Genomic DNA, 21,326 nt, shown 5'->3' with positions numbered 1-21,326 from the left:
TGCGGATGTAGCGCAGTTGGTAGCGCATCACCTTGCCAAGGTGAGGGTCGCGAGTTCGAGTCTCGTCATCCGCTCCACGCTTTTCTAAGGGTTCTCCCGTGAAGAGTGATTCTAAATGAATAACGCGCGATTAGCTCAGTGGGAGAGCGCTTCCCTGACACGGAAGAGGTCACTGGTTCAATCCCAGTATCGCGCACAAGGACTTTGTCCTAGAAACCGGGCCTGGTTTCGCATGCGGATGTAGCGCAGTTGGTAGCGCATCACCTTGCCAAGGTGAGGGTCGCGAGTTCGAGTCTCGTCATCCGCTCCAGCACTGTATTGTGTGAGGCGGTATCGCCACGGTGGAATGGCCGAGTGGTGAGGCAACGGTCTGCAAAACCGTGCACACGGGTTCGATTCCCGTTTCCACCTCAACTTCTTAATGCCTTCGGGCATTAAGCGCGATTAGCTCAGTGGGAGAGCGCTTCCCTGACACGGAAGAGGTCACTGGTTCAATCCCAGTATCGCGCACGAGAGTCCTTTTGAGGCTCTGTAACAAACTCCGGTTTGTTGTGCGGATGTAGCGCAGTTGGTAGCGCATCACCTTGCCAAGGTGAGGGTCGCGAGTTCGAGTCTCGTCATCCGCTCCATATAGCCACCCCTGCCACGGGGTGGCTTTTTCTATGTCTCCTTCTGCGCTTTGTGCGATACGCTTGCCTTTGCAAGGTCAAAACCCTCAGCGGAGGAGGAAAGATGTTACGCGCATTAGTGGTATCGCTATTGGTTGGAGCTTGCGGCTTCGCGTCTTTTGTTTCGGGGATTGTACTTTTCTCTGCGGGCCTTACTGCGGCAGATGCGGGTAACGGCAGCGGCGACGCAGCGTGGCCTTTGGCGCTTATCGGCGTAGGCGCCGCCTCGGTTATTTTTGCCTTGATGGCTTCTGGTCCGTTTTTTAATGCCCGACAAATGGAGAGGTCGTAAGGTAGGGTCCGTTCGAATTGAGTCAACTTGGCTTAAATAGTGATAAATACCTCTTTTTATTTCGAAGGTGGAACTCGATCCCAGTTCAAACCGACAAATGTCTCGACGCGCTGCCTTTCGCGATTGCCGCTCTGGCAAGTTGCGGGGCTAGTATGTCTGACAATTCAACTTGTGCTTTTCCAACATCGCAAAGGAGCTATCTATGGGCTACCGCGTACCTTGGCTGCGCCGCACGGCGGCAGCAGTGGGCACGGCCGCACTGGTTTTGGGCGGGTCAATACCTGCCGCATTCGCACACGACTCCGTTATTGGCGGTTCGGTCAAAGACGGCGACCAACTCGACGAGTTTCCTAAGGAAATCACCCTCGAGTTTTCTGGTATCCCCAAAGAGGACTTCAATACCTTTGCCGTGACCAACGCGGATACTGGTGAAAAACTCTTTAGCCAGGAACCAAAGCTCCATGAGCGGGATCTCACCATTGAGACCCCTGCGGATGTCCATCCTGGGCCGGGTAACTACCAGGTGGGCTTTCAGATCACGTCTTCGGATGGGCACGCTACCCGCGGCGGTGTGGAATTTTCTGTCAAGGGTGACGGGTCCGAAACCAAGGCCCCAGAGTCTGACACGGCAGAGCAGGAAGGGACCGAGGGTTTGTCAATGCCGTTGAAAATCATTCTGGGGGTGGGCGGCGTTTTGGCAATTGCCGCAGTAGTTGCCCTATTTATTGCCAAGTCTCGTCGCATTGATTCGGAAGGTGAAAAATAATGTCCAAGATTTCTAGCATCGCCCTTGTGGGCTTGACTGTGGCCGGCCTCGCCCTGGCCGGTTGCTCACCGCAAAACCAAAATGATTCCACCGAGTCGAAGGTGGATGCTTCCACTAGTGTCGGGGAAACATCCTCCGCTGCGGAATCTAAAGAACTGACCTTTGAGGATGCTGTCGTGCGCGCCAATGAGGACAAGGACATGACTGCCATTTTTGGCACCTTGGTGAACCATACCGATAAGGACATCGCTATCACCGGTTTTTCCACCAGCCTCAAAGCCAAGGTGAACCAGATGCATGAGACTGTCGATGGCAAGATGCAGGAAATGTCGAGCCCACTGGTAGTCAAAGCCGGCGAGTCCCACGAGCTGGCACCTGGTGGTGACCACTTCATGCTCATGGAGATGGAAAACCACATTGCTCCCGGCGAATCCCTTGACCTCAAAGTGGAACTAGAGGGCGGCGAAGAGCTCGATCTGGGCGAGATCCAAACGCGTAGCATGCCTGCTGGGGATGAGGATTACGGCGATATGGAGGACCACGATACGTCCCACATGGAGCACGGAGATATGTCCCACAATAAGGAAGGCCACGACCACTAGTTATGTCTGGATTCAGTAGAAGGGGATTTCTCACCGGCGCTGCGGTATCGACCAGCGCCTTCGCGTTGGCAGGCTGCAATAACCAGGGGTCATCCCCGGATGCTCAGGCGCAGGATAGGCCTGCGCTTGCCGACGCCCTCGTGGCCTTCGACGGTAAACATCAAGCGGGTATCGCTACCGCAGCGCAGGCCCACCTGAATTTGGTGGGGTTTGATCTTAAAAGGGGCGTCGACAAGCGGGGGTTCGCCAGCCTCATGAAGCTGTGGACTGAGGACGCCCGCGCGCTGTGTACGGGGGAGGCGCCGCTGGGCACCCTGGAACCGGAAATGGTGCAACAGCCCGCCAACTTGACCATCACCTGTGGTCTAGGTCAGAAGGTTTTCTCCTTGCTCGGCGTGGAGAAACCACGCTGGTTGGGAGATGTGCGTTCCTTTAAACGCGATGCGCTGGAGCCTAAGTGGGGACAAAGCGATATCGTCTTGCAGATCTGCTGCGATGACCCACTGATGAATACCTACGCCCTGCGGCACATGGTGCGCGCAGGTGAGCACTATGCCAGCGTGAAGTGGTTGCAGCAAGGATTTATTAATTCCTATGGCAGCCACGAAAAGGGCGCTACCGCGCGCAATATGTTCGGGCAAAAGGACGGCACCGTCAATCCGCGCAGCGAGGAGGATTTTGCAGCTCAAGTATGGATCGATAAAGGGCCGAAGTGGGCACAAGGCGGAACGGCGATGGTAGTGCGTCGCATTCGCATGAACGTGGATACGTGGGAGAAACTCGATCGCTCCTCCCGCGAAAATGCGGTGGGCCGCAAGCTCGACACCGGCGCCCCACTTACCGGTAAGGATGAATTCGATGCTGCGGATTTCGACGCGGTAGATGACTACGGACTGCCGGTGATTGATAAGAACTCGCACATGGCCCTCGCCGCCCCGCCGGCCGATCATCCAGAGCAGCGCATCCTGCGCCGGCCGTATAACTATGAGTTAGCTCCCGATGGCAAGGATGGGCAGCTTTCCAATATTGGCCAGGTTTTCATCTGCTATCAGCAGGATCCCACCAAGCAATTCGAGCCTATCCAGGCCCGTTTGGATAAATCGGACCGGCTGAACGAGTGGTTGACTCATATTGGTTCGGCTATGTATTTCTGCCCGCCGGGCACCCGCGATGCCGACGGGCGCGAGTCATGGTGGGCAAAATCGCTCTGCGAGCATGCAGGGTTGTAGAATAGCTATCCGTAAATTTAAATAGCGGACGCGGCCAGGTATGCCGCCGACGCACGAGCGCATAAAGGAGCGCGATTATGGCGGAACTCATCCCCGCAGTACCGGTCAATTACGATTCCTTCACCGTGCCCGCCGGCCAGGCCGTGGGCGCAGCAATGCGAGAGCTCAACCTTCCTAATAAGGGCCCTGAGGCTGTCGTAGTCGTTCGCGGTGAGGACGGCACTCTCTTTGATTTGTCGCACACCCCAGACACGGAGTCCACCTTTACCCCGGTTGCCGCCAGCGAGGAAGACGGCCGTGCCGTCATCCGCCACTCCTGCGGCCACGTTATGGCCCAGGCCGTGCAGGCCGAATTCCCCGGCACCAAGCTGGGCATCGGCCCGGCCATTGAGAATGGCTTCTACTTCGATTTCCAGACCGCCGAGCCTTTCACACCGGAAGATCTCAAGGCGATTGAAAAGCGTATGAAGAAGATCATCAAGGGCGGCCAGCGCTTCGAACGCCACGTCTATGAATCCGCGGAGGAAGCGGAAAAGGCCCTCGCCGAGGAGCCTTTCAAGCTCGAGCTGGTCCAAGACAAGGGCAACGTTGACCCTGACTCCGACGAGGCCGCAGAAGTCGGTTCCGGCGATCTCACTCACTATGACAACATCAACCCGCGCACCGGGGAAGTAGAGTGGTTCGATCTCTGCCGCGGACCGCACGTGCCGACCACCAAGTACATCCCGGCTTTCACGCTGACCCGTTCTTCAGCTGCCTATTGGCGCGGTGACCAGTCCAAGGCTGGCCTGCAGCGCATTTACGGCACCGCTTTTGAGTCCAAGGAGGCGCTGGAGGCCTACCAAACCATGGTGGAAGAGGCTGAAAAGCGCGACCACCGCCGCCTGGGGCAGGAACTAGATCTCTTCTCCTTCCCAGATGAGATTGGCTCCGGCTTCCCGGTATTCCACCCGAATGGTGCGACCGTTCGCATGGAGATGGAAAACCACTCTCGCAACCGCCACGTACAGGCTGGGTACTCCTTTGTTAATACCCCGCATATCACCAAGGGTGACCTATTCAAGAAGTCTGGCCACCTGGACTTCTACGCCGACGGCATGTTCCCGCCGATGCAGCTCGATGGCGAATATGACGAAGAGGGCAATACCGTCAAGGAACCGCAGGACTACTACGCCAAGCCCATGAACTGCCCGATGCACAACCTAATTTTTGCATCCCGTGGCCGTTCCTACCGCGAGCTCCCGCTGCGTCTGTTTGAGTTCGGTACCGTCTACCGTTACGAAAAGTCTGGCGTGGTCCACGGCCTGACCCGTGCCCGCGGCTTTACCCAGGACGATGCCCACATCTACTGCACCGAAGAGCAGCTGGAAGAGGAGCTGACCAAGGTCCTCGACTTCATCATTTCTTTGCTGAAGGACTACGGACTGTCTGACTTCTACCTGGAGCTTTCTACCAAGGACCCGAATAAGTTCGTCGGTTCTGATGAGATCTGGGATCGCTCTACGTCTATCCTGCAGTCGGTCGCAGAAAAGTCCGGCTTGGAGCTGGTTCCGGATCCCGCAGGTGCAGCCTTCTACGGTCCGAAGATTTCTGTGCAGGCTCGCGACGCCATCGGCCGTACCTGGCAGATGTCTACCGTGCAGTTGGACTTCAACCTGCCGGAGCGCTTCGAGCTGGAATACACTGCGTCGGACGGCACGAAGAAGCGCCCAATCATGATTCACCGTGCGCTCTTCGGCTCCATCGAGCGATTCTTTGGCGTCCTGCTGGAGCACTACGCCGGCGCCTTCCCAGCATGGCTGGCACCGCACCAAGTGGTGGGCATTCCGGTGGCTGACGAATTCTCCCCGCACCTCGAAGAGGTTGCCGCCCAGCTGCGTCAGAAGGGTATCCGCGCCGATGTGGATACCTCTGATGACCGCATGCAGAAGAAGATTCGCAACCACACCACCGGTAAGGTTCCGTTCATGCTGGTGGCTGGCGCGCGCGACGTAGAAGCTGATGCCGTGTCCTTCCGCTTCCTCGACGGCACTCAGGTCAATGGTGTGCCGGTAAAGGAAGCTGTGGAGCTCATCGCCGCATGGGTAGCAGAGCGCAACAACGAGCAGCCGACCGAAGAGCTCATCAGTGCCCGACGCTAAAGAGACACACGAAACCGACAGCTCCGCCGTCGCTGAAAACCACGCTGCGGAGGAGACCTTCGTTGACTCAGGCGCTGGCGAGCCGGACCGCCTAGAGCGGTTATGGGCGCCTTATCGCATGGCCTATATTGCCAAGCGTTCTAAGGACCCCTTCGTAGAAGCGCCACAGGGTAGCGACGAAGACGGGCTCATCATTGCGCGAGGCAAGTCCGTCTATGCATTGCTGAACCTGTTTCCGTACAACGCCGGGCACCTCATGGTGGTGCCGTATCGCAAGGAATCGCAGCTGGAGAACCTCACGCAAGAGGAATCTCAGGAGTTGATGGCCTTCGCGCAAAAGGCCGTCCGGGTGCTCAAGCGGGTTTCACACCCAGAAGCCATCAATGTGGGCCTGAACCTGGGTCGCGCTTCGGGCGGCTCGGTGGGAGATCACCTGCACCTGCATGTGGTGCCAAGGTGGCCCGGGGATAGTAACTTTATGACTGTCCTCGATGGGACTAAGGTATTACCGCAGCTTCTGCAGGATACGCGCCGCGTACTGGCAGAAGGATGGCGCGAGATGGAAGAGGAGGATTCGCGTGCTTAGCGTGCATGGGCGAAAGCCCGCCGCCGTGGTGGTGGAACCTATAGCCAAGACCTTTTTGAAGCTTGGCCTGACCCCGAATGTGGTCACGATTGTGGGTACCATAGTCACCATTGCGATTTCGGTGATCCTCATTCCTACCGGCCACCTTTTTTCCGCTGCCGTTTTGTCCGGCCTCTTCGCCGCTTTCGACATGCTCGATGGCACCATGGCGCGCTTGACCGGCAAGGCTACTGCCTTTGGTGCGACCTTGGATGCGTCCTGTGATCGCATCACCGACGGTGCCTTGTTCAGTGCTATTGCATGGTGGCTGATTTATTCTGCGGATTCTTCCCGCATCACGGTTATTGCGTGCTTTGTCACCTTGGTATGTTCTCAGGTCATTTCCTATATCAAGGCTAGGGGAGAAGCGTCCGGATTCAAGATGGTCGGCGGCCTGATCGAGCGTCCCGAGCGGCTTATTTTGGGCTTGGGCGGCATCGGCCTCGAAGGCTTGGGAGTACCGCATGCCATTGAGGTAGCGCTGTGGATCTTGGCCGTTGGCTCCGTCTTCACCGTGTGCCAGCGTTTGGTTATTGCTGCCCGCCAAGAGCAGCAGTAGCTCGTACTGCACCACCTACAATCAGGAGGTTGTGACACCATGTGGGATAGAGAAGACCTCTCCGCGGCGGGTTACCTCGCGGGGTGGAAGGTGGTGCGCCGTCTGCCCGAGCCCATTGCGCGCACGCTTTTTCGCTGGGGTGCGGACTACGCAAGCGGCAACGGTCGGGGAATGGAGGGCTTGCGCCGCAACCTAGCGCGAGTGGTGGGTCCGGAAAACGTCACCCGCGGGTTGGTGCGGGATTCGATGCGCTCCTATATGCGCTATTGGATGGAGGCGTTCCGCCTGCCAGCTATCCACGGTGATGCCGGGCTGCATGAGCGCTTGCTCAGCGGCTTGGAAGGCCTTGAGCATTTTGATGCTTCGGCTCAATCCGGCCGCGGCACCATTTTGGCATTGCCGCATTCCGGTAATTGGGATATGGCGGGCGTCTTCCTCGTCGGTCATTATGGCCAGTTCACTACCGTTGCAGAGCGCCTTAAGCCCGCAGTGCTTTTCGACGCCTTTGTGGACTACCGCGAAACCCTTGGCTTTGAGGTTCTCCCCCTCACCGGCGGCGAAGCCTCGCCTTTCGCCCGCCTCAAAGAGGTGCTGGAAGCCGGTGGCGTGGTCTGCCTGCTGGCTGAGCGCGACCTCACTCGAAGCGGCGTTACTGTGGATTTCATGGGGGAAAAGGCCAATATGGCCGCCGGTCCCGCACAGCTTGCCCTAGAGACTGGCGCCGCCCTGCACGTGGTGCACTCCTGGTTTGCAGGCGAGGGCTGGGGGCTCTCTGTGTCTCCTGAGCTCGAGGTAACGGACTTGCAGGAGACAACGCAGCGCATGGCCGATGGCTTCGCCGCCAATATCCGCCGCCACCCGGAGGATTGGCATATGTTGCAGCCGCAGTGGAATGTGGACATAGAGAGGCGTCGGCAAGCGCGGGCGGCCGAAAATGCCCGCAATGCCCGCCACACTGGGCCATCGCGGGAAGGGGGGAGCTAGTGCGCATAGGAATCGTATGCCCCTACTCTTTCGATGAACCAGGCGGGGTTCAAGCCCATATTCTTGACCTAGCGACTGTCTTCATTGAGCAAGGGCACCATGTACAGGTCATTGGCCCCGCTGCGGAATCCACCCAGCTCCCGGATTTCGTAGTCAAGGGAGGGCCGGCTTTCCCCATCGCGTACAACGGGTCGGTGGCGCGCCTGTCCGTGGGGCCCCATGTAACACGCAAGGTAAAGCAATTCATCAAGGAGGGCGACTTCGATGTCTTGCACATCCATGAGCCGAACTCCCCGAGCTTTTCCATGACCGCGTTGGCTGTGGCCCAAGGCCCACTGGTGGCGACGTATCACGCTTCTGCGTCTAGCTCCCTGGTGCTGACCCTGGCCAAACCTTTCCTCGTTCCCTTCTTGGAAAAGATCCGGGGTGGCATCGCGGTATCCGACATGGCGCGGCGGTGGCAGGTGGAGCAATTGGGCGGAGACCCGGTCCTCATTCCCAACGGCGTGGATACGTCGGTCTACGCCCAGGCTCGGCGCCGCAGCCCGGCCAAAGCCTCTGGCGATCCCCTGGAAGTTGTCTTCTTGGGACGTTTGGATGAACCGCGCAAGGGCCTCGATATCCTGCTGAGCGCGCTCCGCCAAGTACACCACGATATCCGCGTGACCATCATGGGCGGTGGCCGCGCCCGCGAGGTCGAGAGTGTGGATTTTGTAGGCCGGGTCAGCGACGCCGAAAAGGCAGAAATCCTGGGCCGTGCCGATGTCTACGTGGCCCCAAATACCGGTGGCGAAAGCTTCGGCATCGTGCTGGTAGAGGCCATGGCCGCCGGCGCAGCTGTCGTTGCTTCCGATCTTGAAGCCTTCCGTGCGGTGTGCAATGCCGATTCCGACGAGGTTGCCGGCGTACTTTTTCGCAATGAAGACAGCGAGGATTTGGCTCGCGTCCTCAACGAGGTACTTGATGATGCCGAGTATCGGGCCCAGTTGGTGCGCAATGGCGTCCAACGTGCCAGCACCTATGACTGGGACCATGTAGCGGCGGCCGTGATGCAGGTCTATGAGACTGTCCAAGACGGTACCAAGGTGAGGGTAAAGCGTTGATGGCCATTGAAATTGCTCTAGTCCTCTTCCTACTTATCATCGTCGGTTTGTGGGCGCTTTTTACCGCCCAGCGGCTTAACTCACTGCACATCCGCACTGATGCCTCGCTGGCCCAGCTGCAGGCGGCTCTAGACCGCAGGGCAGCGGTGACAGCGGCCGTAGCACCAAAGCTTGCGGCGCTAGCTCAGCGAGCGGAATCTACCGAGCTCTATCAGGGTCATTTCGAACCACGCACAATGGCCGAGCGGGAACTATCTGCCGCCATAGTGAGGGAGTTTCCAGCGGACCGTCGCCCTGCCGCGCTTGCCGACGCCGAGGGCCGCATCCAACTTGCCCATCGCTTCTACAATGAGGCGGTCAGCGACACTCGCGCGCTGCGCTTGCGCCCTGCGGTACGGCTCTTTCATCTGGGCGGCACCGCAAAATTGCCGGAATATTTTGACTATATGCTGGCCGAGTAGCCAGCAGATCTACCTCAAGTTTCAGGAGGCAAGTGCGTGCCGGCCGCGTCGGCGACGGAATACCGGCTGTGCCTCGGTGCTAGCAGCCGCGCCATCTGCCGGGGAGGAAGGAGGCTGTCGCTGCTGCACATCTGCCCGCTCGATCTTCGAAGCCAGGGCCACCTCGACTGCAAACCAGATAAGTCCGATGATGGCCATGACAACGATGAGGATATTGCGGGCTACCAATAGGTAGACGGCGAACATGTTCTCGCCCACGTGGTTCCAGATGTAGTCATAGTTGAATGGGTAGACCAAGGTGCCCAGCACGGCGGCCATGATGGTGCAGGACGCTAACAAGGCTTGAAATTTCCGCAGGGAGGCGAATCCTTGCGGCAGGCGCTGGCGGATCACCACGGCAAGCAAGGGGCCCAGCCAGACGATGTATTGCGGGGAGAAAACCTTATTCGTCGCGATAAGAAGCAGGACCATAACGGTAAAAAACGCCATGGTCGTGCGGGTGGTCCATCCGCCGGCGCACAGTCGGTACAGCGCCCAGCCCACTGCGAAGAGGAGCATGGCAATGGTGGCAATAGTGCTCCACGTCATTGCGGTATCTACGCCAGGCCCGGAAATTTCAAAGCTCTTGGACGGCGCGTAGCCCAGGTGCCACCGCCCCGGAGAGCGATGTGCCTGCAGCAGCAGGAACGTCGCTGGGATGGACTCCAACTGGAGACCGCGCACGCCCTGATAATTCAGCGGTGAAAGCAGGCGCTCGGTGCCAGAGCCAGTAATCGTGACGGTGCAGACCGCGACGATGGTGCAGAAAAACGCGAGTAGGCGCTGCCAGGTTGCGGAGCTGTTGAAGCGGCCCACCAAGCCGGCAGCGAGGACTCCTGGCCATAGCTTCATCGTGGTGGCAAATCCCAGTACCGCTGAGGCGATGAGCGGACGGGTAGCTAGAAGTGCAGCTGCCCCGGCCACGGCTAAGGCGGGGAAAATATCGAGACGCCACACAAAGGTGTGGCCAGCTGCGGTGCCGAAGAGGACCCAGAACCAGGCGGCCTGGAAACTGCGCGGTTGAGTCGGGTGGTGGCGCAGGAGGAGGGCTAAAAAGGCGGCGTCAACAAGCAGGGTCATGATGGTGAAGCCGATATAGAATGCGGTGATATTCTCGCCGGTGAGCCATCCCAAAAGCACCGTGGGCCACGTGCCCGAGTGGGGGTATTCGGTCATCTGTGTCGGGTCATCGCCAAAGAGCCCGGCAAAATAATATGCGACATCGCCCCTGGGATTGTGGTTAATCTTGAGTAGGTAAATAAGGACGAGGCGGGCGATGCCCCACCCAATCCATACTGCTGGAACAGAAGCGATGCGTTTCACTCAAAAGACTTTATTCAATGCGCGCCTACTTCGGTAGCGGACATAGTTTCTTCTAGAAAATTCCTCCACTTTTGCTCCCAGAAGTGGGGGACGGATTGAAAAACAAACTGACGGCTCGTCCAGTGAGTAGTGTGGACGGTAATTGCCTAGAAAGTGATGTAGGACATAGGGAGTGTGCAGATGGCATCTATTCGCGAGGTTCTGGCCGTCGAGGAAACGAAAGTGGCCGATGTCTTTAAAGGCCCTGCTGTGGAGTCGCGGATTGAACGTACCTTCGGCGGGCAGATTGCTGCTCAAGCAGTGGCCGCAGCCCAGCGCACTGTGTCCGGCAAAGACATCCACTCCCTGCATGGCTACTTTGTAGGCCCTGGCGATGCGAGCCAGCCAATTGAGATCCGGGTCGAACGCATTCGGGAGGGGAGATCCTTTGCTAATCGGCAGGTGCGTGTCTACCAAGGTGACGTGCTCCTTTTTACTCTCATGGCTAGTTTCCACCGCGACGGCGACTACGGTCCGCAGCATCAGGACGCCGCGCCGAAGGTACTAGGGCCCGAGGAGGCAGCTCGGATGGGCGGTGGGGCCCCGTACTCCACCCGGATTATCCTCAAAGAGTGGGAGGAATGGGATATTCGCCTCGTGCCAGAGGAGGACCGCGATCCGGTGGCTGCAGAGCGCACCGGTGCAGGCTATCGGTATATCTGGTTCCGCAACACAGGTCATCTCCCAGTGGATTCTGCCTTTCACTGCGCTGCGCTGACTTATATGTCAGATATGACGCTGATTCGCTCGGCCCTTATTCCGCATCAGGGAGAAAAAGTGCAATTGGCCAGCCTTGACCATGCGATATGGTTCCTGCGCCCATTCCGGGTGGATGAGTGGTTGTTGTATGAGCAGGTATCACCCGCGGCGTCGAACGCAACGGCGGTTGCGCGTGGCAAAATTTTTACAGAGCAGGGTGAATTGGTGGCGTTGGTAAATCAAGAAGGCCTTACACGTTACTTAGATGAAAATTTGGGCAGCGGCTCTGCCCATGGCAATTGGCACAATGTATAAGAATGTCCCGCTTATAAGGGGGTCGCTTTCACGCGTTCGTGCAGCACACGTATAATTGCCACCAGTTTCAGCACCCGATTAGAAAGGGACTACATGTCAGGCCACTCGAAATGGGCAACTACCAAGCATAAGAAGGCTGCCAACGATGCCAAGCGTGGCAAGGAATTTGCCAAGCTGATCAAGAACATCGAAGTGGCGGCTCGTACCGGCGGTGGTGACCCAGCGGCTAACCCAACCCTTGATGACATGATCAAGAAGGCCAAGAAGGCCTCCGTCCCCAATGACAATATTGAGCGTGCTCGCAAGCGCGGTTCCGGTGAAGAAGCCGGCGGCGCCGACTGGGAAACCATCATGTACGAAGGCTATGGCCCGAACGGCGTAGCAATGCTTATCGAGTGCCTGACGGATAACCGCAACCGTGCGGCGACCGACGTGCGTACCGCGATGTCCAAGAACGGCGGCAACCTGGGTGAGTCCGGCTCTGTGGCCTACATGTTCACCCGTACCGGCTACGTCTTGGTAGAAAAAGGCGAGCTGACGGAGGATGACGTCTTGATGGCCGTGCTGGAAGCAGGCGCGGAAGAGGTTAAGGACCAGGGCGAGAAGTTTGAGATTGTTTGCGCACCGACAGATGTGCAGGCAGTCAAGGACGCGCTCAAGGACGCCGATATTGAGGTCGATGACTCCGACAATGACTTCCGTGCGTCTGTCGAGGTGCCGCTGGAGGCCAATGACGCCAAGAAGATTTTCCGCCTCATTGATGCCTTGGAAGACTCTGACGATGTGCAAAACGTCTACACCAATATGGATCTCTCCGATGAGGTTCTAGCCGAGCTGAACGAGGACTAGTCCTCTTGTAGCAGGAACGGACCTTAGCGCCGGTAGCGCTCCGTGGGGATAGCCCGCAGGAGACGTTGCCGGCGCTTTTCCATGGGTTGACTGGATGCTACGCTTGTAGAACACTTGTGTGTAGTCCATAATGGGGTGGTAGGCAGTGCACGGTGGTGCCGACATGACAATGGGGGAGAGATGAACCTAGAAGGAATGCGCGTGATGGGAATTGACCCAGGCTTGACGCGCTGCGGGCTTTCGGTGGTTCAGGCTGGTCGTGGCCGAGCAATCCTTCCCGTTTCTGTCGGCGTGGTGCGCACCCCGAGCGATAAGGACTTGACGGAGCGCCTCCTGCGCCTTTCGGTGGCGGCGAAAGAGTGGATGGATGACTATTCGCCAGATGTGGTTGCGATCGAGCGCGTCTTCGAACGCGGCCAGGTATCCACAGTCATGCAAACGGCCCACGTCGTAGGGGTGCTGGTGCTGGCTGCGGCTGAACGCGATATTCCGGTGTACATGTACACCCCGTCCGAGGTGAAAAAGGCCATCTCAGGGAACGGACGCGCAGATAAGAAGCAGATGACCACCATGATTACCCGTATTCTGGGGTTGACTGAACCGCCCAAGCCTGCCGACGCCGCCGACGCTCTTGCGTTGGCAGTGTGCCACTGCTGGCGTGCCCCGGCCATTGTGCGGATGGACCATACCGGGCTCGGGCTTGGTGCTAAGACCAGCGGCGTGCGCGGCCAGGGCAAGAAGCGCTAGGGATTTTTACTGAGAGTGGAAGGAATAAGAAGCCAATGATTGCTGCACTGCGTGGAGAGGTAACCCATATTGGACTCGACCATGGGGTTATCGACTGTGCAGGCGTGGGGTACAAGTTTCTGGCTACCCCAAAAACACTGGGCACCTTGCGTCGCGGAGAACAGGCTACGGTTCTTACCAACCTGGTGGTCAAGGAAGATTCTCTGACTCTTTATGGCTTCAGCGCTGATGAGGACCGCGAGATGTTCCAAGTGCTGCAATCCGTGTCTGGCCTAGGGCCTAAGCTGGCCCTGGCGGCGCTGTCGGTCATGGGGGCAGGGGAACTTGCTGCGGCAATTGGCGCGGAAGATGTGAAGGCGCTGCAGTCTATCCCGGGCGTCGGCAAGCGTATGGCCCAACGCTTGGCTCTGGAGCTGAAAGATAAGGTAGCGGCCTTTGCGCCAAGCGAGCCCGCCGCCGCAGGCTCCGTTGATACCGCCATCGCGCCGGCCGGTGGTGCCGTGGTTGAAAGCGTGACTGAGGCACTTGTTGGCCTTGGGTTTAGCGATAAGGCAGCGCGCCCCGTGGTGGAATCCGCCTACGCGGAAAATCCCGATGCCGATACGTCCTCTCTCTTGCGTGCGGCGCTGGCGCAGCTGGGCAAGAAGAAATAACCGGCAGGAAGGCTGACAATCATGTCCGATATTGAGCGCACCGAGTTCAATCTCCCTGAGAGCGTCGACGCGGCACACGCCACCCAGCGCAATAGCGATGTGGATGCCACCGCGCACTCCGAGGAGCATGATATTGAACGCTCCTTGCGTCCAAAGTCGCTCGAGGAGTTTATCGGCCAACCCAAGGTACGCGAGCAGCTCTCCCTTGTGCTTAAGGGGGCAAAGAACCGTGGGGTGACGCCCGACCACGTTTTGCTTTCGGGGCCGCCCGGTTTAGGCAAGACCACAATGGCGATGATTATTTCCCAGGAGCTGGGCACCTCGCTGCGTATGACTTCTGGACCCGCTTTGGAGCGCGCCGGTGATTTGGCCGCAATGCTTTCCAACCTTATGGAAGGCGATGTCCTGTTCATCGATGAGATCCACCGCATTGCCCGGCCAGCAGAAGAAATGCTGTACATGGCAATGGAGGACTTCCGCATTGACGTCATCGTGGGCAAGGGGCCCGGTGCTACTTCTATTCCGCTAGAGATCCCGCCTTTTACCCTGGTCGGCGCGACTACGCGCGCCGGCATGCTCACGGGCCCATTGCGCGACCGCTTCGGTTTCACCGCGCAGATGGAGTACTACGACACGGCTGATCTCACCCAGGTGATCAAGCGCGCCGCCCACATCTTGGATGTGGAAATAGACCACGATGCGGCGGTAGAAATTGGCTCTCGGTCGCGCGGAACCCCGCGTATTGCTAACCGTTTGCTGCGCCGCGTTCGTGACTATGCCGAGGTCAATGGCACCGGGCTGATTGATCTCAGCGCGGCCCAGGGAGCGCTCGAAGTCTTTGACGTAGATGACATGGGACTTGACCGCCTCGACCGAGCGGTGCTCAATGCCTTGATTAAGGGGCACGGCGGCGGACCGGTTGGCGTGAGCACACTGGCCATCGCAGTGGGCGAGGAGCCCTCGACGGTAGAGGAAGTGTGTGAGCCTTACCTGGTGCGTGCTGGGATGGTTGCGCGCACGGGACGCGGCCGTGTAGCTACCGCTGCAGCATGGCGACACCTAGGGCTTACCCCGCCGGAGGGCGCGGCCGGGCTGTTTTAATTTAAGGGCTAGCCTGCTTGGCGATGCCCCCCTTGGGGTTTCTGTGCGCACCGCCGTCTGGCACACTAGGGTGCTATGGAAATCATCATTCTCATCATTATTGGCATCCTCTTCGTTGTTCCCTCGTTTATGGCCATGCGAAAGCAGCGCCAGCGCCAAAATGAGATGCAGGCCCTCCAGAATTCCCTGCAGCCGGGCGACGCCATCGTTACGGCGGGCGGCGTGCACGGCGTGGTGCGCAGCACTGGCGACAAGGATGTGGATCTAGAAATCGCCCCTGGGGTGGTGGTTACTTTTGACAAGATGGCCGTCATTCGCACGGAGGAGGAAGCCAATAGCCTTGAGCACCCTGCTGCTGGGGACGCCAAGAATGATGCGGCAGATAACCTGCCAGATGAGGAATATCCTCCGTTTGACGGCCAGGAGAAGAAATAGCTCGCTATTTCCTAAGAGTTGCCTTAACGTTTGCTAGGCGGGTGGGGCCTTCGGGGAGCGTAGACCCCATCACACTTTGAGTCTTTTCCGGACCTCGTTAAGGAAAATTCCGCTTGATGACGTACGATTGTGCGTTGTTAACGTGCCTGCGCCATGTGGCTGGGCCGTATTTAATGTTTAAACACCCTGTTATAAGCAGCACAGGAGATTATCGTTGTCCGCAAAAACCCGTGGCGCTATGAAAAATAGCAAACGCCAATGGCCGAAGCGCGCGATCGCGCTCTTCGTTCTCATTGTGGTTGTTATCTACGCGCTTATCTTTTTAACTGGTAACCGTCAAGGCACCCCGAAGCTCGGCATCGACTTGCAGGGTGGCACCCGCGTAACGCTGGCGCCGCAAGGCGAGGAACCCACCCAAGACCAACTCAAGCAAGCACGCAACATTTTGGAACAGCGTGTCAACGGCATGGGTGTTTCTGGTTCTGAGGTTGTCATCAACGGCAACACCCTGGTCATTACCGTTCCGGGAGAAGATGCCTCCCAAGCGCAGGCCGTCGGCCAAACCTCGCAGCTGTTCTTCCGTCCGGTGGCTAAGCCATCCATGCCGGATATGGAAAAGCTCAATAAGGAGCTTGAAGATATGGCCAACCGCTGGGTGAAGTACGACGTACTCAGCGCAGACGAGGCCAACAAGCAGATGGAGCAGATGACCCAGGCCATCGCCCAGCAAGAAGCGCAGATGACTGGTAAGGAGCCGAAGAAACAGAAAGCTCCCAAGGTCAGCGCCAAGCCGCTTGAGGAGCCAAGCAACTCTATTGAGCAGACTAAGCGTCGCGATGAAGTAACGGAAATGCTGCTGAAGGACCGTCAGTCCGAGGATCCGACCACCCAGGCTGCAGCTTCCGCGCTGATGACCTGCCAGGGCAGTACCGATCCCTTGGCCGGAGCCGACGATCCTGCCAAGCCATTTGTTACCTGTGACTATTCCAACGGCAACCCGTACGTACTGGAGCCAGCACCGCTTCTCAATGGCGTCAAGGATGAAGACGGTACCCGCCTCACCGGTAACGAGATCGATACCAATTCTCCGATCGAAGGCGGTCTCAATGGCCAGTCTGGCCAGATGGAGATCAACTTCTCCTTCAAGACCGGTGATGGTCCGAACGGTTCTCAGACTTGGGCAGACCTGACGCAGGAACACCTTAAGGACCAAGTTGCCATCACGCTTGACTCTGCGGTTATTTCCGCACCGGTTATCCAGAGTGCAACCCCGGTAGGCTCTGCCACCTCCATTACTGGTGACTTTAGCCAGGAAGAGGCACAGAGTCTGGCAAATAACCTGAAGTATGGCGCACTGCCGTTGTCCTTCGCAGGTGAAAATGGCGAACCAGGCGGCACCGTCGAGTCCATTCCGCCCACACTGGGCAAGGCCGCACTGCAGGCCGGCCTCATTGCAGGCCTCGTTGGCCTAGTACTAGTGATGGCGTACTCGCTGTACTACTTCCGCGCGCTTGCCGGCGTATCCCTCATCTTCCTCATTGCCTCTGGCCTCCTGACCTATGGCTCCCTGGTTCTGCTGGGCCGCTGGATCGGTTACTCGCTGGACCTTTCCGGCATCGCGGGCCTAGTCATTGGTGTGGGCGCAACTGCTGATTCCTTCGTGGTCTACTACGAGCGCATCAAGGATGAGCTCCTCGAGGGACGCACGTTCCGCTCCGCTACGCAAAAGGCGTGGGAGCGCGCTCGTGCCACCATTGTGACCGGTAACGCGGTGACCTTGATTGGCTCTGTTGTGGTCTACTTCCTCGCCATCGGCGAGGTGAAGGGCTTCGCCTTTACCTTGGGCCTTACCACGGTATTTGACCTGGTCGTATCCTTCCTGGTCATGGCGCCGCTGATGCAGCTGGTCGGCCGCCGTCCGGCTGCTGCTAAACCTTCGATGAACGGCCTCGGTGGTATCTACGCACTGGTGGAAGAGCGCCGTGAGCGCGGCTACTTCGGCTCGGGACGTCGTCAAGCACACGCTGCTGAGTCCGCGAGCGCGAAGGAGTCAGCCACCAAAGCAACGGCAGGAGATTCTGCCGCAAGTACCGCACGTCCCGTAGATGCTGCGGAAGATGAGGAGAAATAAGCATGGCTGTTTCGACTAAGCATAAGATTTCCCGGATGGACCGCCTCTACGAGGACGAGCGCGGTTATGACTTCATCGGTCGCACCAAGCTGTGGTATGGCATCACTGCAGCACTTATCGTGGCCGCAGTGGCTGCGATCCTCATTCGTGGTTTCTCGCTCTCTATTGACTTCGAAGGCGGCACCACGTTGTCGATGCCGGCAGGCGACCTCAAGGAAGATGAGGTAAGCCAGGTCTTTGAAGACTCCACCGGTGTAGAACCCGAGCAGGTTCACATCGTGGGCGCTGGCGATTCCGAGACCTTGGAAATTGTTTCTGAGCGCTTGAGCCAAGAGGACGTGAATGCGGCTCGCGCGGCTATCTATGACAACTTCCAGCCGAAGGATGAAAACGGCAAGGCCACCCCGGACGCCATTGGCTCGTCCACGGTATCCGAATCCTGGGGTTCTTCTATTACCCAGCGCATGCTCATTGCCATGCTGGTCTTCCTGGTAGCTGCGACCGTCTACGTGGCCATTCGCTTGCAGAAGAACATGGCTTTCGCCGCGATCATCGCACTGATTGCAGACGGCGTAATCATCGCCGGCATTTATGCCCTCTTTGGCTTCGAAGTTTCCCCGGCTGTCATCATTGGTCTGCTCACCGTCCTGACCTTCTCCATGTATGACTCGGTCATCGTCTTTGACAAGATCAACGAGAATACGGAAGGCCTCGAGGGCCAACGCAAGAAGACCTATGCTGAGCTGACAAACTTGGCTATTAACCAGACCGTTATGCGCTCGATTTCTACCTCGGTTATTTCTGCGCTGCCTATCATCGCGCTCTTCGTGGTAGCTGTGTGGCTTATGGGTATCGGTACCCTCCGCGATTTGGCGCTCATCCAGCTCATCGGTGTGGTCGAGGGTATTTTCTCCTCCATTTTCTTTGCTACGCCTTTGGTTGTGACCTTTGCCAACATGTCCAAGAGGATCAAGCGTCACAACAAGCGGGTCACGGACTATCGTGCCGGCAAGGACGAGAATGCCGCGGCAGAATCTGGCGCAGCATCCCCCGCCCGCACCGTGGTCTCACCAGCGAGCGCAACCGCCACTCCGGCTGAGATCGATGATGATCCGGCCGAATCCACTGGACAACCCGGCGCAACTTGGCGCCCGGGCCGGTAGCCTCCGGTAGTAAAATATTCGCGGAGTGGTAGCTGAAGTGAGGGCAAAATACGGTGCTTAAAATAAAGAGCGGTCCTAGTGAACGTCACTGGGGAAAGAAAGTAATTACCTCGTGCGTTTCGGCCATAGCCCTAGCTGCTTCTGCCTGTAGCGGGCAGAGCAGTGAGGAGGACACAGCTAGCGTGCCGCAGGAGCCAGAATCCTACGGATATTTTGGCTACCAGGTAAATTCCCGCTTGGCCACGACCAATGCCGGCACGTCTTTTGGTGATGCCACCTCCGCCGGTCTGTTGTCTACGCGGCTTTATCCAGGACTTTTCGTGCCCGGGCCCTCCGGCGAGCTGATCCCCAATGCGGATCTAGTGGAGACGGAAGAGCTTCCGCCTGTAGCCGGCAGTGACCAGCGCAGCGTCCAGCTCACTTTGGAGGAGGATGCCGTCTTTTCCGATGGCACTCCCGTTACCTGTGATGACTACTTTTTGGCGTATGTGGCCGGTACTCATCCAGCTGAATTTGCCTCACATATGCCGTTGATGAATGACATCGCGGATTTTAGCTGTGAGCCCCAAGGTAAAACGTTCACCTTGACTTTTAACAAGGATCAGGGGCAGCGCTGGCGCCACATGTTTGGCGCCGGCACGATCATGCCGGCCCATGCCCTAGCCAAAAAGGCCGGGTTGAGCGTTAAGGAACTTAACGCGGCGCTAACAGTAGAAGACATGCAGGCGCTTGCGCCGGTTGCTAAGGAATGGCGCTATGGCTTCTCCGTGGCTAAGGATCAACTAGATCCCGAGCTGCAGGTCTCCTTCGGACCCTATGTCATTGACAAGGTGGGCGACGAAGGGGAGATCATTCTCAAAGCAAACGAAAAGTACTTCGGAGACGCCCCCGCCGAGGAACATGTTGTGGTCTGGCCTTCGGATGCTGATGCACAAAAGCTCGCAGATAAAGGCGCGTTGCGCGTAGTGGACGCCGCAAGTGAAAACCCTGACTGGCTGGACAGCACGAAGGATGAGTCAGGGGAGTCCCCCTACGAGGTCACTCCAATGGTTGGCGAGCTTACGGACACGCTTACGCTATCTGAAGCTGGAGTATTCGCGGAGCCGTGGGCACGCGAGAGCTTTGCCGCTTGCGTCGATCAGCAGGCCGTTGCGCAAGCAAGCTCAGCGGCCTCAGGCGTGGAGGTGCCACCGGCCTACCTGCGTACCGTTTCCGCGACCAACCCAGTCGCCGGCGGTCTAGACAAGGTGGGCAAGCAACACCAAGGCACCGATTTAGCCAAGGCCGGCGACCTCAACGGTACGACCATCAAGGTCGGCTATTTAGGGCCAGACAAACGCTACGCCGCCATGGTGGAACAACTTCGTGCATCCTGTGAGCCGGCTGGTATCACCATCGAGGACGCGTCTGCGGAGTTCATGTCCCAGCACTACTTGGAAATGGATCCGGAAACCTGGGCGCCTACCGTCGATGTCTTCCTCGGCCCGGTCGATCCCCAGACGGAGTATTCCACGGTGGAGTCGAGCATGAAGAACTCTGCGGAGCTGAAGAAAACAGAAGAGGCTCTGTGGAAGGATGTGCCATCCATTCCGCTCTCCGCGCAGCCGCGCGTCTTTCTCGTCCGCCGCGACGTGGAGGGGGTCCTGCCGTACACTGGCGTCTCGGGTATGGGTTGGAATATGGACCGCTGGCACAGCACCGTCCCAACGGACAAGGAATAGGCCCCGAATATCGGGCGTTTACGACCTCTCGCAATTATTTCTCAAGGAAGATTATGAGTTCGCACTACGAATCAGCAGCACAGGCACTCAAGGACAAGGTTCGCCTCGTTCAAGACTTCCCAGAGGAGGGCATCCTCTTTGAGGACCTCACCCCAGTCTTGGCGGACCCAGATGCATTTCGCACCGTAGTGGACGGCTTGGCGGCCGCCTGCGAGGAATTGGGCGCAGATATGATTGGCGGCCTAGACGCCCGTGGATTCCTCCTCGGCTCGGCCGTTGCCTACAAGATGGGCCTGGGTATCCTGGCCATCCGCAAGAAGGGCAAGCTTCCCCCTCCGGTATATACCGAGGAATATGAGCTGGAGTATGGCTCTGCGGCGCTGGAGATTCCAGCCAGCGGCGTCGACATCAAGGGCAAGCGCGTAGTGCTTGTCGACGACGTCTTGGCCACCGGTGGCACCCTCCACGGTGCCAAGCTTTTGCTTGAGTCCGCAGGTGCCGAAGTCGCTGGCAATGTGGTGGTGTTGGAAGTCAAGGGTCTCAACGGTCGTGAGCGCTTATCCGGCCCGCCGCTCATTGTGTTGAATGCCACAGACTAAGATGGGATGCCTAAGCTAGATTCCACGATCTAGATGGACATGAGGCCACAAGGCCCGTGGCACTGTGAAGGGCGGTAGATTT

The 21,326-nt window shown here is 58.2% G+C and carries 20 protein-coding genes and 6 tRNA genes; 25 read left to right on the top strand and 1 reads right to left on the bottom strand.

Annotated features, from left to right (window positions below):
- Position 1 precedes the first annotated feature (1 nt).
- The 15 genes from QP971_RS02570 to QP971_RS02500 all read left to right on the top strand — a co-directional run bounded on the left by QP971_RS02570 (position 2) and on the right by QP971_RS02500 (position 9,430).
- Positions 2 to 77: transfer RNA gene (locus tag QP971_RS02570), tRNA-Gly, on the top strand.
- A gap of 47 nt (positions 78 to 124) precedes the next feature.
- Positions 125 to 196: transfer RNA gene (locus tag QP971_RS02565), tRNA-Val, on the top strand.
- A 38-nt stretch (positions 197 to 234) separates the two neighbouring features.
- Positions 235 to 310 (top strand) — tRNA-Gly (locus QP971_RS02560).
- A 30-nt stretch (positions 311 to 340) separates the two neighbouring features.
- Positions 341 to 411 (top strand) — tRNA-Cys (locus QP971_RS02555).
- 27 nt (positions 412 to 438) lie between these two features.
- Positions 439 to 510: transfer RNA gene (locus QP971_RS02550), tRNA-Val, on the top strand.
- A gap of 43 nt (positions 511 to 553) precedes the next feature.
- Positions 554 to 629: transfer RNA gene (locus QP971_RS02545), tRNA-Gly, on the top strand.
- Positions 630 to 1,162: 533 nt separating this feature from the next.
- Entirely contained in the window at positions 1,163 to 1,726 is a 564-nt protein-coding gene (locus tag QP971_RS02540) for a copper resistance CopC family protein (RefSeq protein WP_049378274.1), read from the top strand.
- Complete coding sequence (locus QP971_RS02535; protein WP_284810789.1) at positions 1,726 to 2,328, top strand: copper chaperone PCu(A)C; 603 nt, start codon at positions 1,726 to 1,728, stop codon at positions 2,326 to 2,328. Before QP971_RS02540 ends, QP971_RS02535 begins: the two co-directional genes overlap by 1 nt.
- 2 nt (positions 2,329 to 2,330) lie before the next feature.
- The gene (locus QP971_RS02530; RefSeq protein ID WP_284810787.1) at positions 2,331 to 3,557 is read left to right on the top strand and encodes a Dyp-type peroxidase; all 1,227 of its coding nucleotides are present in this window, start codon (positions 2,331 to 2,333) and stop codon (positions 3,555 to 3,557) included.
- 77 nt (positions 3,558 to 3,634) lie between these two features.
- Positions 3,635 to 5,698: a threonine--tRNA ligase gene (gene thrS / locus QP971_RS02525; protein ID WP_049378271.1), complete on the top strand. Its 2,064-nt coding sequence runs from the start codon at positions 3,635 to 3,637 to the stop codon at positions 5,696 to 5,698.
- The gene (locus QP971_RS02520) at positions 5,685 to 6,284 is read left to right on the top strand and encodes an HIT family protein (protein ID WP_049378270.1); all 600 of its coding nucleotides are present in this window, start codon (positions 5,685 to 5,687) and stop codon (positions 6,282 to 6,284) included. Before thrS ends, QP971_RS02520 begins: the two co-directional genes overlap by 14 nt.
- Positions 6,277 to 6,882 carry a phosphatidylinositol phosphate synthase gene (pgsA, locus tag QP971_RS02515; protein WP_198493162.1) on the top strand — a complete coding sequence of 202 codons (606 nt, stop codon included), beginning with the start codon at positions 6,277 to 6,279 and terminating at the stop codon, positions 6,880 to 6,882. The genes QP971_RS02520 and pgsA overlap by 8 nt, the downstream gene beginning before the upstream one ends.
- 39 nt (positions 6,883 to 6,921) lie before the next feature.
- Positions 6,922 to 7,866, top strand: coding sequence for a phosphatidylinositol mannoside acyltransferase (locus tag QP971_RS02510; protein ID WP_284810785.1), 945 nt, complete (start codon positions 6,922 to 6,924; stop codon positions 7,864 to 7,866).
- Positions 7,866 to 8,969 carry a glycosyltransferase family 4 protein gene (locus tag QP971_RS02505; protein WP_284810783.1) on the top strand — a complete coding sequence of 368 codons (1,104 nt, stop codon included), beginning with the start codon at positions 7,866 to 7,868 and terminating at the stop codon, positions 8,967 to 8,969. Before QP971_RS02510 ends, QP971_RS02505 begins: the two co-directional genes overlap by 1 nt.
- Positions 8,969 to 9,430, top strand: coding sequence for a hypothetical protein (locus tag QP971_RS02500; protein WP_284810781.1), 462 nt, complete (start codon positions 8,969 to 8,971; stop codon positions 9,428 to 9,430). Before QP971_RS02505 ends, QP971_RS02500 begins: the two co-directional genes overlap by 1 nt.
- Before the next feature lie 21 nt (positions 9,431 to 9,451).
- Here QP971_RS02500 and QP971_RS02495 read toward each other — a convergent pair whose 3' ends face one another.
- Positions 9,452 to 10,792: a glycosyltransferase family protein gene (locus QP971_RS02495; protein WP_284810780.1), complete on the bottom strand. Its 1,341-nt coding sequence runs from the start codon at positions 10,790 to 10,792 to the stop codon at positions 9,452 to 9,454.
- A gap of 180 nt (positions 10,793 to 10,972) precedes the next feature.
- Between QP971_RS02495 and QP971_RS02490 the strand changes: the two genes are divergently transcribed.
- From QP971_RS02490 to QP971_RS02445, 10 genes are all read left to right on the top strand, one after another.
- The gene (locus tag QP971_RS02490; RefSeq protein ID WP_284810778.1) at positions 10,973 to 11,845 is read left to right on the top strand and encodes an acyl-CoA thioesterase; all 873 of its coding nucleotides are present in this window, start codon (positions 10,973 to 10,975) and stop codon (positions 11,843 to 11,845) included.
- A gap of 93 nt (positions 11,846 to 11,938) precedes the next feature.
- Positions 11,939 to 12,694, top strand: coding sequence for a YebC/PmpR family DNA-binding transcriptional regulator (locus QP971_RS02485; protein WP_005324988.1), 756 nt, complete (start codon positions 11,939 to 11,941; stop codon positions 12,692 to 12,694).
- A 180-nt stretch (positions 12,695 to 12,874) separates the two neighbouring features.
- Positions 12,875 to 13,441, top strand: coding sequence for a crossover junction endodeoxyribonuclease RuvC (ruvC, locus tag QP971_RS02480; RefSeq protein WP_040425252.1), 567 nt, complete (start codon positions 12,875 to 12,877; stop codon positions 13,439 to 13,441).
- A 35-nt stretch (positions 13,442 to 13,476) separates the two neighbouring features.
- Complete coding sequence (gene ruvA, locus QP971_RS02475) at positions 13,477 to 14,094, top strand: Holliday junction branch migration protein RuvA (RefSeq protein ID WP_284787013.1); 618 nt, start codon at positions 13,477 to 13,479, stop codon at positions 14,092 to 14,094.
- 21 nt (positions 14,095 to 14,115) lie between these two features.
- Positions 14,116 to 15,195, top strand: a complete 1,080-nt coding sequence (ruvB, locus tag QP971_RS02470) for a Holliday junction branch migration DNA helicase RuvB (protein WP_049378263.1) — start codon at positions 14,116 to 14,118, stop codon at positions 15,193 to 15,195.
- A gap of 75 nt (positions 15,196 to 15,270) precedes the next feature.
- Positions 15,271 to 15,630, top strand: coding sequence for a preprotein translocase subunit YajC (yajC, locus tag QP971_RS02465; RefSeq protein ID WP_269953027.1), 360 nt, complete (start codon positions 15,271 to 15,273; stop codon positions 15,628 to 15,630).
- Between the two features lie 238 nt (positions 15,631 to 15,868).
- The gene (gene secD, locus QP971_RS02460) at positions 15,869 to 17,761 is read left to right on the top strand and encodes a protein translocase subunit SecD (RefSeq protein WP_049378261.1); all 1,893 of its coding nucleotides are present in this window, start codon (positions 15,869 to 15,871) and stop codon (positions 17,759 to 17,761) included.
- Positions 17,762 to 17,763: 2 nt separating this feature from the next.
- Positions 17,764 to 18,924, top strand: a complete 1,161-nt coding sequence (secF, locus tag QP971_RS02455; protein WP_284787015.1) for a protein translocase subunit SecF — start codon at positions 17,764 to 17,766, stop codon at positions 18,922 to 18,924.
- A 182-nt stretch (positions 18,925 to 19,106) separates the two neighbouring features.
- Positions 19,107 to 20,645 (top strand): ABC transporter substrate-binding protein, encoded by a 1,539-nt coding sequence (locus tag QP971_RS02450; RefSeq protein WP_284787017.1) that lies wholly within the window; start codon positions 19,107 to 19,109, stop codon positions 20,643 to 20,645.
- 53 nt (positions 20,646 to 20,698) lie between these two features.
- Complete coding sequence (locus QP971_RS02445; protein WP_239273241.1) at positions 20,699 to 21,244, top strand: adenine phosphoribosyltransferase; 546 nt, start codon at positions 20,699 to 20,701, stop codon at positions 21,242 to 21,244.
- Positions 21,245 to 21,326 lie beyond the last annotated feature (82 nt).

The sequence above is a fragment of the Corynebacterium marquesiae genome (genome assembly GCF_030229635.1).
GTDB lineage: Bacteria > Actinomycetota > Actinomycetes > Mycobacteriales > Mycobacteriaceae > Corynebacterium > Corynebacterium marquesiae.
This window is presented reverse-complemented; position numbering and strand designations above follow the sequence as displayed.